Here is a 15,186-nt window from a genome sequence, read left to right on the forward strand (position 1 = left end):
CTATATATAGGCGAAGATGGAAATAATAATAGCGGTATAGGAGGATGATGAAATGAAGACAGGTACTGTTAAACAAATATTATTGCTGACAGACGGCTGCTCCAATCAGGGAGAGAGCCCGACAGCGATGGCTGCACTAGCACGTGAGGAAGGAATTACTGTAAATGTAATTGGTGTTATGGATAAGGACATTATAGACGAGGGGGGAATGCAAGAGATTGAGAATATAGCATCATCTGGTGCTGGCATTCATCAAATCGTCTATGCTGAGCAATTATCACAAACTGTACAAATGGTCACTAGGAAGGCAATGAACCAAACGATACAGGGCGTAGTGAATAAAGAGCTTCAGCAAATATTGGGGAATCATATCACTATGGAAGAATTACCACCTGATAAACGCGGCGAGGTAATGGAGGTAGTGGAGGATCTGGGAGAAAAAGTAAAAATGGAGGTCCTTGTATTGGTTGATACAAGTGCCAGTATGAAGCATAAGCTGCCAACGGTTAAAGAGGCGCTTATAGATTTGTCTATAAGTCTAAATGCGAGAAGTGGTGAAAATCAGTTCTCAGTTTTTATATTTCCCGGGAAAAGAACCGAAGTGGAAAGAGTAATGGATTGGAGTCCTAGACTTGAATCTCTTTCTAAAATTTTCGCCAAATTAACGACTGGAGGGATTACCCCGACTGGTCCGGCTATTCGTGAGGCCATTAAGTATTTTAATAAAGAGTCTTCTATAAGGAGAATAGTAGGCGACGATGATCAATACTTCGAAGAAACCATGTAGCTTCCCAATTGGATCAGTAATCAGGGGCAAATGGCATCATAAGAGTTATATCATTCGAAAAGAATTAGGGTATGGCGCTAATGGAATTGTTTACCTCGCAGATTCTTCGGATGGATCAGTAGCAATCAAGTTTAGTGATAACAGTGCTACTATTGCTGCAGAAGTAAATGTATTAAAATCATTTGCAAAGGTCCAGGGAATATCCCTAGGACCTTATTTGATAGATGTGGATGATTGTATAGGGAGTGGAAAAATTATTCCTTTCTACGTGATGGAGTATATTTCCGGAGATTCCTTTCTAACGTTTGTGCAAAAAAGAAGTTCAGATTGGCTTGGTGTACTCATGCTGCAGCTTCTAAACAGCCTTGAGGAAATGCATAAGCTAGGATGGGTTTTTGGGGATTTAAAACCTGAAAACTTGATAGTACAATTACCCGATTTTAAAGTCCGTTTTATAGATGTAGGAGGAACCACGCAAATCGGTCGTGCGATTAAAGAATACACTGAGTATTTTGACCGGGGATATTGGGAGCTGGGGGGCAGAAGAGCAGAGCCATCATATGATTTATTTGCGCTCGCTATGATAGTGATCAATGCAGCCTATCAAAAAAGGTTTAATAAAAACGGAGAAGGAATTAACCAATTAAAGGAATTGGTGAAAAACAAGCAGGAACTCAGAGAGTTGGAGTCCATTCTTTTAAAAGCTTTGAAGGGTCATTACATAACGGCAACTGATATGAAAAAGGAAGTCATATCTCATTTACACACAAAACAAACCGCTACCCGCACCGCTGTAAAAAAGAATACTCCAGTTAACACCAGTCGAGTACAGATGAGGAAACGAAAATCCAATGATAAAAGCAGTTTCTTTGAAACGTTTTTTTTAGTTGCTATCATTACTTTGCTTTATGCATTTTATATGTTTGGTCAAGTTGTATAAGTTCACAACAAATACAAACAATAACGCTGTCTCTACCGTTTTTTTTGAAAGATAATTTTTGGATTCCATTTGTAAGAGTGGTACGATAATAATTAATTGAAAGCAACGGTAGAAAGGAATATTTATGTTAGAGGCGAAAGTGACTGCTTATATTAATAAAAAACAATTGATTAATCATAATGACACGATTTTGGTTGGTGTTTCCGGTGGGCCGGATTCATTGGCATTGCTTGCTTATTTAAATAGCATAAAAAAATCCTATAATCTAACCCTTGTGGTTGCCCATGTAGATCATATGTTCAGAGGTGAAGAATCATTTGAGGAGTATTTATTTGTAGAAAAAATATGTGAGGAATGGGGAATCCCATTTGAAGGAAGTCGGATAGATGTCCCAAAATATATTAAAGATACAGGTAAAAATCCACAACAGGCATCCAGAGATTGTCGATATGCATTTTATAGGGATATAATGGAAAAGTATGCGGCGCAAAAATTAGCTCTTGCTCATCATAAGGATGATCAAGCGGAGTCAGTCTTAATGAACCTTATTAGAGGGACTTCTGGGATGGCGAGGATTGGAATTCCTCTGAAAAGATTATTCGGGGGTGGATGGATCATACGTCCTTTTCTTGCTGTTACAAGAGAAGATATTCTGGAATATTGTACAGAGATGAATCTCAACCCACGCATAGATCCGAGTAATGAAAAGGATATTTATACCCGAAATCGATTCCGCAAATACATATTACCGATGATAAAAAAGGAAAATAGTAAAGCGCTTGATCATATTCAACGGTTTAGCGAGGATTTGGAGCAAGATGAAGGGTTTTTGATGGTGTTAGCTGAAAAAGAGTATAATTCTCTTGAATTAACTGAAAAGGACGGGATTTTAAAAGTTCCCATATCTTCTCTTGGAAAGGTGCCAAAACCTTTACAAAGGAGGGTGATTCATCTAATATTAAACTATCTTTATCAAGTGAAACCTTATGTATTTTCATACGTACATATAGAGTGTATTCAGTCTTTATTGACAGAATCCAATCCTTCCACCTCCGTGCAATTACCTTCTGGGCTTCAAGTTACGAAAGCATATGATCAGTTGCTTTTCCATTTTGGAAGGCTGCCATCAGTAACTTTATCAAAGGAACTCCGTATACCGGGGAAGACGGCTCTTGCGAATGGCGCCGTTATTGAAACAGTACTGCTGGATCCCTTATCTGAAAAATGGGAGCATGCATCTCGATATACATGTATTTTACCTTTAAGTGAAGAGGACTTACCATTAAGGGTGCGGAATAAGCGGGATGGAGATCGTTATCAGCCTAAAGGCTTCACGGGCCATAAAAAACTGAAAAAGCTGTTTCTTGAACACAAGATACCTGTGCATGAGCGGGAGAGTTGGCCAATTATTGTTAATAAGAATGATCAAATTGTTTGGATACCAGGTCTGCAAAAGATTAATTTAGAAAAGACCCCGATGCCAGCCATCATGATAAAGTATGTTGAATAATGCTCTTCTAGGAGGACTACCGAATGACGATTCATAATGATATTGAGAAAATTTTGATTTCAGAAGAAGAAATCCAAGGCAAAATTAAAGAACTCGGGGCTTTGCTTACAGAGGAATACAAGGATCTTAATCCATTAGTGATAGGTGTGCTGAAAGGTGCAATGCCTTTTATGAACGATTTATTAAAGCATGTAGACAGCTATTTGGAAATGGATTTCATGGATGTTTCCAGCTATGGTACTTCTACGGTTTCAAGCGGTGAAGTTAAAATCATTAAAGATTTAAACACATCTGTAGAAGGCAGAGATTTGCTGATTATTGAAGATATCATAGACAGCGGTCTTACCCTCTCTTATTTAGTGGATTTATTTAAATACAGAAAAGCTAAATCCATCAAGCTTGTCACATTATTGGATAAGCCATCCGGAAGAAAAGCGGATATACATGCGGATTACGCTTGCTTTAATGTACCTGACGAATTTGTTGTCGGATACGGGCTTGACTACATGGAAAAATACAGAAACATTCCATACATTGGCGTGTTAAAAAGGGAAGTTTACGAAACTGCCAAATAGGGATATAGATGATTAATAACCGTTCTATTCACATAATAGACTGTGCTATGATCTTTATATAAAATATATAAGTAACCTGATTGTAGATACGAATACTATATTTAGTTTTTTGGGAGGAGGTTAGGGATGAACCGTATTTTTAGAAATACCATATTCTATTTACTTATTTTTGTGGCGATTATCGGAGTAGTAAGTGTGTTTAACCAAAATTCCGAGCCAACTAAACATATTTCTAATAATGAGTTTATTGAAAGTCTTGAAAAAGGTGAGGTTAAATCCGCTGATTTACAGGTGGAACGCGGAGTATATTCTGTTAAGGGTCAATTAAAGGATGCTAAGGAAAATGAGTATTATTTAACATATATCCTTGCAGAACAGGCTGAAGAGGTTACTGACTTAATTGATGAACAGGGTGTAAAATCTACAGTTGCTCCAGCAAAAGAAACAAGTGTATGGGTAACATTCTTAACTTCAATTATTCCGTTCGTCATTATTTTGCTATTGTTCTTCTTCTTGATGAATAGTGCGCAAGGTGGCGGAAACAAAGTAATGAGCTTTGGTAAAAGTAAAGCTAAGCTTTACAGTGAAGAAAAGAAAAAAGTGCGCTTCAAAGATGTAGCAGGTGCTGATGAGGAAAAGCAAGAACTGGTTGAAGTTGTTGAGTTCTTGAAGGACCCTCGTAAATTTGCTGAATTAGGTGCGAGAATTCCAAAAGGTGTACTTTTAGTAGGACCTCCGGGAACAGGGAAAACCTTGCTTGCAAGAGCAGTAGCTGGTGAAGCAGGTGTACCTTTCTTCTCTATCAGTGGTTCAGACTTTGTTGAGATGTTCGTGGGTGTGGGTGCTTCCCGTGTGCGTGACCTTTTTGAAAATGCGAAGAAGAATGCACCATGTATTATTTTTATCGATGAAATCGATGCAGTTGGACGTCAGCGTGGAGCTGGCCTTGGCGGGGGACACGATGAACGTGAACAAACCCTGAACCAATTGCTTGTTGAAATGGATGGTTTCGGAGCAAATGAAGGTATCATTATCATTGCTGCTACAAACCGACCTGATATTCTTGACCCGGCTCTTTTACGTCCAGGCCGCTTTGACCGACAAATTACGGTTGACCGTCCTGACTTAATTGGAAGGGAAGCTGTACTTCGTGTACATGCACAAAACAAACCGCTTGATGAAAATGTGGATCTTAAAGCAATTGCGATGAGAACCCCAGGTTTCTCCGGTGCTGATTTAGAAAATCTCTTGAATGAAGCTGCTTTGGTAGCTGCAAGACAAGATAAGAAAAAAGTAGATATGAGCGACATTGATGAAGCAACGGATCGTGTGATTGCCGGTCCTGCTAAAAAAAGCCGTGTCATTTCTAAGAAAGAAAGAAATATTGTTGCCTTCCATGAATCCGGACATACGGTTATCGGGTTGGTACTTGACGAAGCAGATATGGTCCATAAGGTAACAATTGTTCCGCGTGGCCAGGCAGGTGGTTATGCTGTAATGCTTCCGCGTGAAGATCGTTACTTTATGACTAAGCCTGAACTGTTCGATAAGATTACCGGATTATTGGGCGGACGTGTTGCTGAAGAAATTGTCTTTGGTGAAGTGAGTACAGGAGCTCATAATGACTTCCAACGTGCTACAAGTATTGCCCGCAAAATGGTAACTGAATATGGAATGAGTGATAAACTCGGACCGATGCAATTTGGCCAGGCTTCAGGAGGCCAAGTATTCTTAGGTCGCGATATTAATAGTGAGCAAAACTATTCTGATAAGATTGCTTATGAAATTGATATCGAAATCCAAAATATCATCAAAACTTGCTATGAACGTGCAAGAAAAATTCTTACTGAAAACCGCAGTAAGTTAGACTTAATTGCTAATACATTACTTGAGATTGAAACGTTAGATGCTGAACAAATTCGCCACTTAGCGGATTATGGTAAGTTGCCTGAGCGTAAGGTAGCGAGCGATGTTACAGTGAATGTATCAGCTAAAAAGGAAATTCTGTCTGAGGATCTATCCAAAGACGATACAATATCCGAGCAAAGAGAAGATGATCAAACTCCTCCTACACCACCGGATATGGAAACAAACGATCCTAATAAATTGTAAGAATTCTGAGTGTCCCATCATATGAATGGGGCACTTTTTTTGAAAAGGGATAGAATGCTAACAGGAAGTTGGTCATGAAGGCGTTGCCACAGGATGTGGCGTACTTAGTCTTTGTTCGTTAAATAAGGGGCTTCAGCTTTTTGATTAATCTAGCTTCAGGGCCTAACCGCTCGAGACATAAGTGTAGCTGCTGCGGGAGAGAAAAAGCGCTCTCCCTCCGCACCTCCTCTTATGCTTGTCGCGGTTGAGCAAGGCCCTTTAGCTTTTTGATGTAATCTAGCTTCGACTCCTAGGAGCTCGAGTCATAAGCAAATACCCTACGGGAGAAGAACCCTCCCTCCGAGTATTCGTCTTATGCTTGTCGCTCCTGACCAGTCGTCTCAGCTTTTTCGATAGGGGGTTTTTGCATGTTATTGGTGATGGATGTGGGGAATACGAATATTTCGATTGGTGTTTATAGGGATGATGATCTTTGTTTTCATTGGAGAATTGGTACGGATCGGGGAAAAACTGAAGATGAATACGGAATGATATTTAATCAGTTGTTGAGTCATGTTGGGTTAACCTTCTATGATGTAAAAGGAATGATTCTTTCCTCTGTTGTGCCTCCCATAATGTCTTCACTTGAAAGAATGTGTACAAAATACTTTCAACTGAGGCCTTTGGTTGTTGGGCCTGGTGTTAAAACGGGATTAAATATAAAATATGATAATCCTAAAGAAGTTGGGGCAGATCGAATCGTGAATGCTGTGGCTGCAATTCATGATTATGGAGCGCCAATCATTATAGTAGACTTTGGTACAGCGACAACGTATTGTTATGTAAATGAGCATAGCCAGTATTTAGGAGGGGTGATTGCCCCGGGAATTGAAATTTCTACAGAGGCGCTCTATTCGAAGGCTGCTAAACTGCCCAGGATAGAGATTGTTCGTCCTGCCAATATCATTGGGAAGAATACAGTAAACGCTATGCAGTCCGGCGTTTTATATGGTTTTATTGGACAGGTAGAAGGAATTGTAACCAGGATAAAAAAACAGAGTAAGCAGAATCCTATGGTTATCGCTACTGGCGGAAGAGCATCTATGATTGCAAATGAAACATCCATAATTGATGTTGTCGATCCGTATTTAACATTAAAAGGTCTGCAAATCATCTATTCAAAGAATATACAACAATAATCCTGTAATGGATTTGGAAGGAGTTTATCATGAACGATTATTTAGTTAAAGCACTAGCATTTGATGGACAAGTAAGGGCGTATGCAGTCTCAAGTACGCAAACTATTGCAGAGGCACAAAGAAGACAGGATTCTTGGCGTACAGCATCTGCTGCGTTGGGAAGAGCAATGACAGCGGCTGTAATGATGGGAGCCATGCAAAAAGGCGAAGCAAAGATTACTATTAAAATTGAGGGTGATGGTCCGATTGGTCCGGTTATCATTGATAGTAATGCAAAGGGTGAGGTTAGGGGATATCTGACAAACCCTCATGTTGATTTTGAGTCTAATGAACATGGAAAACTTGATGTAAGACGTGCTATTGGTACAAATGGTACGTTAACTGTTGTTAAAGATATTGGATTAAGAGATAATTTCTCTGGCCAAGTTCCTTTAATTTCAGGCGAGCTTGGTGAAGACTTTACTTATTATTTTGTTGCCTCTGAGCAAACTCCTTCATCTGTAGGAGTCGGTGTTTTGGTTAATCCGGATGACTCGATTCTTGCTGCGGGTGGATTTATTATTCAGCTAATGCCCGGCACGGAAGAAGAGGTTATAGAAAAAATAGAGAAAGCTCTAGGATCAATTCCGCCTATATCCAAAATGATTCAGGATGGTTTAACTCCGGAAGAAGTACTTAATAAAGTATTGGGAGAAACAAACGTAAAAATATTAGAAAAAATGCCAATATCGTTCCAGTGTCAATGTTCCAAGGATAGGATAGCAAATGCTTTAATCAGTCTTGGAAAAGAAGAATTAGAAGATATGATCGAGACAGATGGTCAGGCTGAAACCCAATGTCATTTCTGTAATGAAAAATATATATTTACCAAAGAGGAGCTTCAGGAGCTAAAAGACACAGCTAAGTAATTTATTGGAGGAGTTACTTTGTCAAGTAAGCAATGTTGGTCCATTATCGCCGGTTTAATTCTATTGAATATTGTGACTGTCCTTTACTTTACGGTGGGGGAAAATTCAATGAAGGAAGATGCAACGGAAATTGTTGCTGCAGTAGGGGATGAAGAGATTAGCCGTCCAGACTGGCTCGCTGAATTGGAAAGGATACATGGCAAAGATGTATTAACTACAATGGTAAATGAAGAAGTTATTCTTCAATTGGCGGCTAAGCATCAGCTGACTGTTTCTGAGGATGAGATGAAAGTGGAGGCTGTTCTTCGGCAAGCGTTATATGGTTTTACTGGAAATTCACCCGCTCATATAAGTGATAAGGAGCACAAAAAGAAACTTGAAGTTTCAATTCTGCTTGAGAAGTTGTTGACAAAGGATGCCGTTATAACAGACAAGGAAGTTGAGTCTTACTATAAAAGTAATGAAAGCTTATTAAAGTTCACTGATCTCTATCGTCTATCCCATATCGTACTTAGTGAAAAGGCAAAAGCAAATGCGATTATTAAGGAATTGAAGGCGGGAACTGATTTTGCTGCAATGGCAATAGAGCGCTCGGAAGATAAATATACGGCCAATAATGGTGGAGAATTAGGGTATATATCTTTAGATTCCGAGTCTGTCCCTGAAGAATATAAAGAAACTGCGGCTTCATTAAAACCAGGGGAATGGAGTCAGCCAATTAAGATCAAGGATGGATATGCGATACTCTATTTGCGTGATCAGATTGGTAAATCCGAACTATCCTTTGGAAAAATAAAATCTAATCTTAAAAGAAAGACTGCAATGGAACAAATGAATATACCTGTATCTGCAGATATGCTTTGGGAACAGTATGATGTGGATTGGATTTATGGAAAATAGAGTCATGTGCTCTATTTTCTTTTATATACTGTAAATGAGCCATAAAGATTATTTCACATGGTTAGATGCGAGAAAATCTGGGAATTTAGAAGTATAATAGTTGACAGAAAGCGTAAAAATAGCTAAATTGTATATAAAACCAATGAAAATACTATGGATTAGGGGTGGATAAGTTGGGTAAAATAGCAAATAATATTTCTGAATTAATAGGTAATACACCTGTTGTTAAATTAAATAAGATTGTAGAAGATGGATCTGCAGAGGTTTATTTGAAATTGGAATATATGAATCCGGGAAGCAGTGTTAAGGATCGTATCGCACTTGCCATGATTGAAGATGCCGAGGAAAAAGGTCTTCTAAAGCCGGGTACAACGATAGTTGAACCAACAAGCGGTAATACAGGCATTGGGTTGGCATGGGTTGCAGCAGCAAAAGGGTATAAAGCTATATTGGTAATGCCGGATACAATGAGTATGGAACGCCGTAACTTATTGAAGGCATATGGAGCCCAACTTATTCTTACTCCTGGTAAAGATGGAATGAAAGGTGCAATTGCTAAGGCGGAGGAACTTGTTAATGAACATGGGTACTTTATGCCGCAGCAGTTTAAAAATGAGGCCAATCCAGAAGTCCATAGAAAAACAACCGGTAAAGAAATTGTAGAACAAATGGGCGATCAATTGGATGCCTTTATATCCGGTATAGGTACAGGCGGAACTATTACGGGTGCTGGAGAAGTGCTGCGTGAGAAATACAAAGATATTAAAATTATTGCAGTTGAACCAGCGGATTCACCGATTCTATCAGGCGGTACTCCAGGGCCTCACAAAATTCAGGGGATTGGTGCAGGCTTTATACCTGATACATTAAATACAAATATTTATGATGAAATTATAAAAGTTGAAAATGAACAAGCCTTTGAACAAGCAAGAAAAGCTGCTAAAGAAGAGGGTATTCTTGGTGGTATTTCTGCAGGGGCAGCTATTTTTGCAGCATTGGAAGTTGCCAAAAAACTTGGTGCCGGCAAAAAAGTTCTAGCAATCATCCCGGATAATGGTGAAAGATATTTAAGTACACCATTATATAACTTTGAAGATTAATCGTATAGAAGAGTAAATAAGCTAAACATATGGAGGAGGCTAAATGCCTCCTTTTGTTTTGGTTTTCTGTGTTTCTTTCTTTTTTACAAATAACATGTGGTATAGTGATTTGCATAGAGTAATTTCGGAGTCTAATTAAAGGAGCAAATTATTATGGAACTACCACAAAAAAAGATGATTCTAGAATGTGGACAATATAGATTGGAACTTGGACAAAGCACTAAGATTATGGGAATTTTAAATATCACTCCGGATTCGTTTTCTGATGGAGGCCAGTTTAACAAAGTAGAACAAGCGGTTTTGCGTGCAAAGGAAATGATAAAAGCTGGAGCAGATATCATTGATATCGGTGGTGAGTCGACGAGACCTGGCCATCAGCGAATTTCGTCAGATGAAGAATTGGAGCGAATCATTCCTGTTATTAAGGAATTAACAAAAGAGATCAATGTACCGATCTCGGTAGATACATATAAAGCGGATGTGGCAAAAGAAGCACTTCATGCAGGGGCAACTATCATAAACGATGTTTGGGGAGCTAAAGGTGATGAGGAAATGGCCCGTGTTGCTGCCGATTCAGGCGCTCCGATCATCCTCATGCATAATCGTAAGCAGGCTTCCTATGATCATTTTTTGCGTGATGTTTTAAATGATTTATATGAAAGTATTCAGATTGTTAAAGATGCTGGAGTTAGTAACGATAAAATTGTGCTGGATCCAGGTATCGGCTTCGCGAAGTCACTGGAGGAGAACTTGCTGATGATGCGAAATTTAGACATATTGACCAGCCTGGGTTACCCCGTCTTATTGGGAACATCACGTAAATCAATGATCGGCAGAACACTTGATCTACCAGTAGAGGAAAGAATGGAAGGTACAGGGGCGACAATATGTTTAGGGATTCAGCAGGGGTGTCAAATCATAAGGGTGCATGATGTGAAAGAGATGTCCCGTATGGCCCGTATGATGGATGCGATGCTTGGAAAGGTGAAAGTAAATGGATAAAATAATTCTTGAAAATATGGAATTTTATGGATACCATGGTGTTTATGAAGAAGAAAATAAGCTTGGACAGCGTTATAGAGTAAGTGCAGAATTGTATTTGGATCTGCAAGTCGCCGGAGAAACAGATGATCTGAATAAATCGGTTAATTATGCTGAAATATACACTTTATGTAAGGCTATTGTGGAAGGAAAGCCATATAATCTAATCGAAGCAGTGGCAGAAAAGATATCAGCAGAAATTTTAGGCACATATTCAATTATTCATTCATGCAAAATCAAGGTTGTGAAACCAGACCCACCGATACCGGGTCACTACGATTTTGTTGCAGTTGAGATTATAAGGGAGCAAGAGCAGCATGATGAATAAAGTTTATATTGGATTAGGTACAAATGTAGGGGATAGAGAATCGAATTTAAAGGATGCCATAAGCGAATTGGCAGCAGTACCTGAAATTGAGATTATATCTTTATCATCTATATATGAGACAAATCCAGTAGGCTATTTAGAACAAGGTAAATTTTTGAATATGGTTGTTTGTATAAACACAACTTTCGATGCACAAACACTATTGGTTACCTGCATGAAGATAGAACAAAATCTTGGCAGAAAAAGGGAAATTAGGTGGGGTCCGCGAACAATAGACCTTGACATTTTGTTATATAATCAAGAAAATATTGTAACGAAAAACCTAATTGTCCCTCATCCGCGGATGCTTGATAGGGCCTTTGTGGTTATCCCGCTCGTGGAGATAGATAAGGACATCATTCTGCCTAATATGGAAAAACCTATAAGGGAAATCATGGATGATATCCCCGAAAAAGAAGGGGTTCGGATATGGAAGCGGAAAAATGGGGAAGGCGTATTAGGGCATTTAGAAAGCTGAAAGGTTTTACTCAAGAGGAATTTGCAAGGGAGTTATCTGTCTCTGTCTCAATGCTTGGCGAGGTAGAAAGAGGCAACCGAATACCCTCTGAGCGCTTTTTGCAGGATATTGCAAATCAGTTGGACATTACAGTGGAGGAACTAAAACCTCTCGTTAAATAGATTTAATGATAAGTGCAAGTAAAGGATAGGGAGGAATTGAATTGTTGAAGATTGGCAATGTCGAAATGAAGAATCCGGTTGTACTTGCACCTATGGCCGGAGTTTGTAACTCAGCATTTCGTTTAACAGTTAAGGAATTTGGGGTAGGGCTTGTTTGTGCAGAAATGGTTAGTGATAAGGGAATAATTTATGGAAATGAAAAAACCCTCAACATGCTCTATATTGATGAACGAGAAAAGCCATTGAGCCTTCAAATTTTTGGTGGAGAAAAAGAATCGCTTGTTCAGGCAGCTCAGTTTGTAGATAAGAACACCAATGCAGATATAATTGATATTAATATGGGCTGTCCTGTTAACAAGATTATTAAATGTGAAGCGGGAGCCAGATGGTTACTAAATCCGGATAAGATTTATGAGATGGTTTCAGCTGTAGTTGATAAAGTAGATAAACCGGTTACGGTTAAAATGAGAATTGGCTGGGATGACAAGCATATATTTGTTGAAGAGAATGCAAGGGCAGTTGAAAGAGCGGGCGGAAGTGCGATATCTGTCCATGGACGTACTCGGGTTCAAATGTATGAAGGAACGGCAAACTGGGATTATATCCGTATGGCAAAAGAAGCTGTCAATATACCGGTTATTGGAAATGGGGATGTACAGACTCCGCAGGATGCCAAGAGGATGCTTGAAGAAACTGGCTGTGATGGAGTCATGATCGGTCGTGCTGCACTCGGGAATCCGTGGATGATGTACCAAACCGTTAAGTATTTAGAAAATGGGATCCTTTTGCCGGAGCCATCTGTTCGTGAAAAAATCGATGTTTGCGTCCTGCATCTTGACCGCCTTATTGCATTGAAGGATGAGTTTATCGCTGTGCGTGAGATGAGAAAACACGCAGCTTGGTATTTGAAAGGTATTAAAGGAAGCGGTAGAATCAGAAATGAGATAAATGAGTGCAACACACGTGAACAATTGGTAGGGCTGCTTTATAATATGGTGGAAGATATTGAACTCCATGAAGCCGTTCGTGCAGTTTGATGATTTGACAGTACCTGATATACTGTATAATAAGTATGTAGAAACTGCCGGTAAAACCGGCAGTTTTTATGATACTTTTAAAAGGATAATGATATTTTTTATATATTAGGTTCTAAGGTTGTGTAAAATAAAGGAACAGTATATACGTGATAGAGATGGAGTGGAAATAAGATGAGCAATTATGAAGAATTAAACGACCAATTAAAAGTCAGACGTGACAAAATGAACCGCATCCAAGAAATGGGCATAGATCCATTTGGCAAAAGATTCGAACGTACACATTTGGCTCAAGAAATTAGCAATGAATATGCAGATGTGGAAAAAGAGGATTTAGAAGCAAAGAATGCGGAAGTATCTATAGCTGGCAGAATTATGACAAAGCGTGGAAAAGGAAAAGCAGGCTTTGCTCATATTAAAGATGTGAGCGGTCAAATTCAAATATATGTGCGTAAGGATGCTATTGGGGAAGAAGCTTATGAGCTATTCACTATGGCTGACCTTGGCGATATTGTAGGTATTAAAGGAACGGTATTTAAAACTAAAGTGGGAGAGCTTTCTATAAAAGTAAGCCAGTTTACATATCTTACTAAGTCCCTTCGTCCTCTTCCGGAAAAATATCATGGATTAAAAGATATTGAAGAGCGCTATCGTAAGAGATATTTAGACTTAATTACAAGTGAAGAAAGCCAAAAAACATTTGTAACACGCAGTCGTATCATTCAGGCAATGAGACGTTACTTTGACGACCAAGGATTCCTTGAGGTTGAAACACCAATGCTTCATTCAATTGCTGGTGGTGCATCTGCACGTCCGTTTATAACGCATCATAATGCGCTTGATATGCCTATGTATATGCGTATTGCCATTGAATTACACTTGAAAAGGCTAATTGTTGGTGGTTTGGAAAAAGTATACGAAATCGGCCGAGTATTTAGAAATGAAGGAGTGTCCACAAGACATAATCCTGAGTTCACAATGCTTGAGCTTTACGAAGCTTATGCTGACTACAATGATGTAATGGACTTGACTGAAAATGTCATTGCTTATATTGCAAAAGAAGTTTTAGGAACAACTGTCATTCCTTACGGTGATTATGAAGTGGATTTAACACCAAAATGGACAAGACTTCATATGGTAGATGCAATTAAAGAATACGTAGGTGTAGATTTCTGGAAAGAAACATCAGTTGAAGAAGCGCGTGCGCTTGCTAAAGAACATGATGTCCAAATTACTGAATCTATGACATACGGTCATATTGTTAACGAATTCTTCGAGCAAAAAATCGAGGAGAAGTTAATACAACCAACCTTCATTTATGGTCATCCGGTAGAAATTTCTCCGTTGGCTAAAAAGAATGAGGATGATCCACGCTTTACTGATCGTTTTGAGTTATTTATCGTGGGACGTGAGCATGCGAACGCCTTCACTGAGCTAAATGATCCAATTGATCAGCGTCAACGCTTTGAAGCGCAATTAAAAGAGCGTGAACAAGGTAATGATGAAGCACATATGATGGACGATGATTATATAGAAGCATTGGAGTATGGTATGCCTCCAACAGGAGGTCTTGGAATTGGTATGGACCGTCTAATTATGCTACTAACTAATTCACCTTCAATTCGTGATGTACTGTTATTCCCGTTAATGAGACATAGATAAGATTTTAAAGAAGAAGCTGCCGATTAAGGGCAGCTTCTTCTTTATTTTCTTTCATTCGTATAATTGATATATGAAGATAAGGATATAAATCTAAGCTTCATAGTATAAGAAAGGATAAAAACAAAAACTTTTATAAAAAAGTATTGCAAAATAAAAAACAAGGTGGTATATTAATAAACGTCGCTGCTGCAGTATTAAATACGAAGCAAGCGATAAAGAAAAAAATAAAAAAAGTTGTTGACATGAGGTTGCTAACTTGGTATGATAGTTAAGTCGCCAAAACGACAACGAAACAGATTGTTCTTTGAAAACTAAACAAAACGAAACGCCAAGCAAGTCTAAAATAAGAGATTTTTAATCTCGTCAATTTGCTTTAAAATTTAGCTAGATCAAACATCTTTCGGAGAGTTTGATCCTGGCTCAGGACGAACGC

General features: G+C 38.8%; 15 protein-coding genes. All 15 read left to right on the top strand.

The features are described 5' to 3' along the window. The first annotated feature begins 52 nt into the window (after positions 1 to 52). The 15 genes from AC4BHP_RS17705 to lysS all read left to right on the top strand — a co-directional run bounded on the left by AC4BHP_RS17705 (position 53) and on the right by lysS (position 14,753). Positions 53 to 787: a VWA domain-containing protein gene (locus tag AC4BHP_RS17705; RefSeq protein WP_066103126.1), complete on the top strand. Its 735-nt coding sequence runs from the start codon at positions 53 to 55 to the stop codon at positions 785 to 787. After that, complete coding sequence (prkT, locus tag AC4BHP_RS17710; RefSeq protein WP_066103123.1) at positions 759 to 1,727, top strand: serine/threonine protein kinase PrkT; 969 nt, start codon at positions 759 to 761, stop codon at positions 1,725 to 1,727. Before AC4BHP_RS17705 ends, prkT begins: the two co-directional genes overlap by 29 nt. 124 nt (positions 1,728 to 1,851) lie before the next feature. After that, on the top strand, positions 1,852 to 3,237 hold the full coding sequence (gene tilS, locus AC4BHP_RS17715) for a tRNA lysidine(34) synthetase TilS (protein ID WP_148631333.1): 1,386 nt from the start codon (positions 1,852 to 1,854) through the stop codon (positions 3,235 to 3,237). Positions 3,238 to 3,260: 23 nt separating this feature from the next. Beyond that, positions 3,261 to 3,812, top strand: coding sequence for a hypoxanthine phosphoribosyltransferase (gene hpt / locus AC4BHP_RS17720; RefSeq protein ID WP_066103117.1), 552 nt, complete (start codon positions 3,261 to 3,263; stop codon positions 3,810 to 3,812). A gap of 126 nt (positions 3,813 to 3,938) precedes the next feature. After that, positions 3,939 to 5,924 carry an ATP-dependent zinc metalloprotease FtsH gene (gene ftsH, locus AC4BHP_RS17725; RefSeq protein ID WP_066103115.1) on the top strand — a complete coding sequence of 662 codons (1,986 nt, stop codon included), beginning with the start codon at positions 3,939 to 3,941 and terminating at the stop codon, positions 5,922 to 5,924. 407 nt (positions 5,925 to 6,331) lie between these two features. Then, positions 6,332 to 7,102, top strand: a complete 771-nt coding sequence (locus AC4BHP_RS17730; RefSeq protein WP_490553589.1) for a type III pantothenate kinase — start codon at positions 6,332 to 6,334, stop codon at positions 7,100 to 7,102. A gap of 29 nt (positions 7,103 to 7,131) precedes the next feature. After that, positions 7,132 to 8,010 carry an Hsp33 family molecular chaperone HslO gene (gene hslO, locus AC4BHP_RS17735; RefSeq protein WP_066103109.1) on the top strand — a complete coding sequence of 293 codons (879 nt, stop codon included), beginning with the start codon at positions 7,132 to 7,134 and terminating at the stop codon, positions 8,008 to 8,010. An 18-nt stretch (positions 8,011 to 8,028) separates the two neighbouring features. After that, complete coding sequence (locus tag AC4BHP_RS17740) at positions 8,029 to 8,910, top strand: peptidylprolyl isomerase (RefSeq protein ID WP_066103106.1); 882 nt, start codon at positions 8,029 to 8,031, stop codon at positions 8,908 to 8,910. 173 nt (positions 8,911 to 9,083) lie between these two features. Next, positions 9,084 to 10,010, top strand: a complete 927-nt coding sequence (gene cysK / locus AC4BHP_RS17745; RefSeq protein ID WP_066103103.1) for a cysteine synthase A — start codon at positions 9,084 to 9,086, stop codon at positions 10,008 to 10,010. 153 nt (positions 10,011 to 10,163) lie between these two features. Beyond that, positions 10,164 to 11,012 (top strand): dihydropteroate synthase, encoded by an 849-nt coding sequence (gene folP / locus AC4BHP_RS17750; RefSeq protein ID WP_077248004.1) that lies wholly within the window; start codon positions 10,164 to 10,166, stop codon positions 11,010 to 11,012. Then, on the top strand, positions 11,005 to 11,379 hold the full coding sequence (gene folB / locus AC4BHP_RS17755) for a dihydroneopterin aldolase (protein ID WP_066103099.1): 375 nt from the start codon (positions 11,005 to 11,007) through the stop codon (positions 11,377 to 11,379). The genes folP and folB overlap by 8 nt, the downstream gene beginning before the upstream one ends. Further along, entirely contained in the window at positions 11,369 to 11,896 is a 528-nt protein-coding gene (folK, locus tag AC4BHP_RS17760; RefSeq protein WP_151675505.1) for a 2-amino-4-hydroxy-6-hydroxymethyldihydropteridine diphosphokinase, read from the top strand. The genes folB and folK overlap by 11 nt, the downstream gene beginning before the upstream one ends. Continuing rightward, positions 11,848 to 12,057 (top strand): helix-turn-helix domain-containing protein, encoded by a 210-nt coding sequence (locus AC4BHP_RS17765; protein WP_066103093.1) that lies wholly within the window; start codon positions 11,848 to 11,850, stop codon positions 12,055 to 12,057. Before folK ends, AC4BHP_RS17765 begins: the two co-directional genes overlap by 49 nt. Positions 12,058 to 12,098: 41 nt before the next feature. Next, positions 12,099 to 13,094 (top strand): tRNA dihydrouridine synthase DusB, encoded by a 996-nt coding sequence (dusB, locus tag AC4BHP_RS17770; protein WP_066103090.1) that lies wholly within the window; start codon positions 12,099 to 12,101, stop codon positions 13,092 to 13,094. Positions 13,095 to 13,265: 171 nt separating this feature from the next. After that, entirely contained in the window at positions 13,266 to 14,753 is a 1,488-nt protein-coding gene (lysS, locus tag AC4BHP_RS17775; RefSeq protein ID WP_148631318.1) for a lysine--tRNA ligase, read from the top strand. Positions 14,754 to 15,186: the final 433 nt, after the last annotated feature.

The sequence above is a fragment of the Pradoshia sp. Z4_20 genome, from assembly GCF_058216035.1.

Coding starts and splice junctions, on each gene's coding strand:
- AC4BHP_RS17705 (WP_066103126.1), top strand. CDS start 53: ATGAAGACAGGTACTGTTAAACAAATATTATTGCTGACAGACGGCTGC.
- prkT (WP_066103123.1), top strand. CDS start 759: ATGATCAATACTTCGAAGAAACCATGTAGCTTCCCAATTGGATCAGTA.
- tilS (WP_148631333.1), top strand. CDS start 1,852: ATGTTAGAGGCGAAAGTGACTGCTTATATTAATAAAAAACAATTGATT.
- hpt (WP_066103117.1), top strand. CDS start 3,261: ATGACGATTCATAATGATATTGAGAAAATTTTGATTTCAGAAGAAGAA.
- ftsH (WP_066103115.1), top strand. CDS start 3,939: ATGAACCGTATTTTTAGAAATACCATATTCTATTTACTTATTTTTGTG.
- AC4BHP_RS17730 (WP_490553589.1), top strand. CDS start 6,332: ATGTTATTGGTGATGGATGTGGGGAATACGAATATTTCGATTGGTGTT.
- hslO (WP_066103109.1), top strand. CDS start 7,132: ATGAACGATTATTTAGTTAAAGCACTAGCATTTGATGGACAAGTAAGG.
- folP (WP_077248004.1), top strand. CDS start 10,164: ATGGAACTACCACAAAAAAAGATGATTCTAGAATGTGGACAATATAGA.
- folB (WP_066103099.1), top strand. CDS start 11,005: ATGGATAAAATAATTCTTGAAAATATGGAATTTTATGGATACCATGGT.
- folK (WP_151675505.1), top strand. CDS start 11,369: ATGATGAATAAAGTTTATATTGGATTAGGTACAAATGTAGGGGATAGA.
- AC4BHP_RS17765 (WP_066103093.1), top strand. CDS start 11,848: ATGGAAGCGGAAAAATGGGGAAGGCGTATTAGGGCATTTAGAAAGCTG.
- lysS (WP_148631318.1), top strand. CDS start 13,266: ATGAGCAATTATGAAGAATTAAACGACCAATTAAAAGTCAGACGTGAC.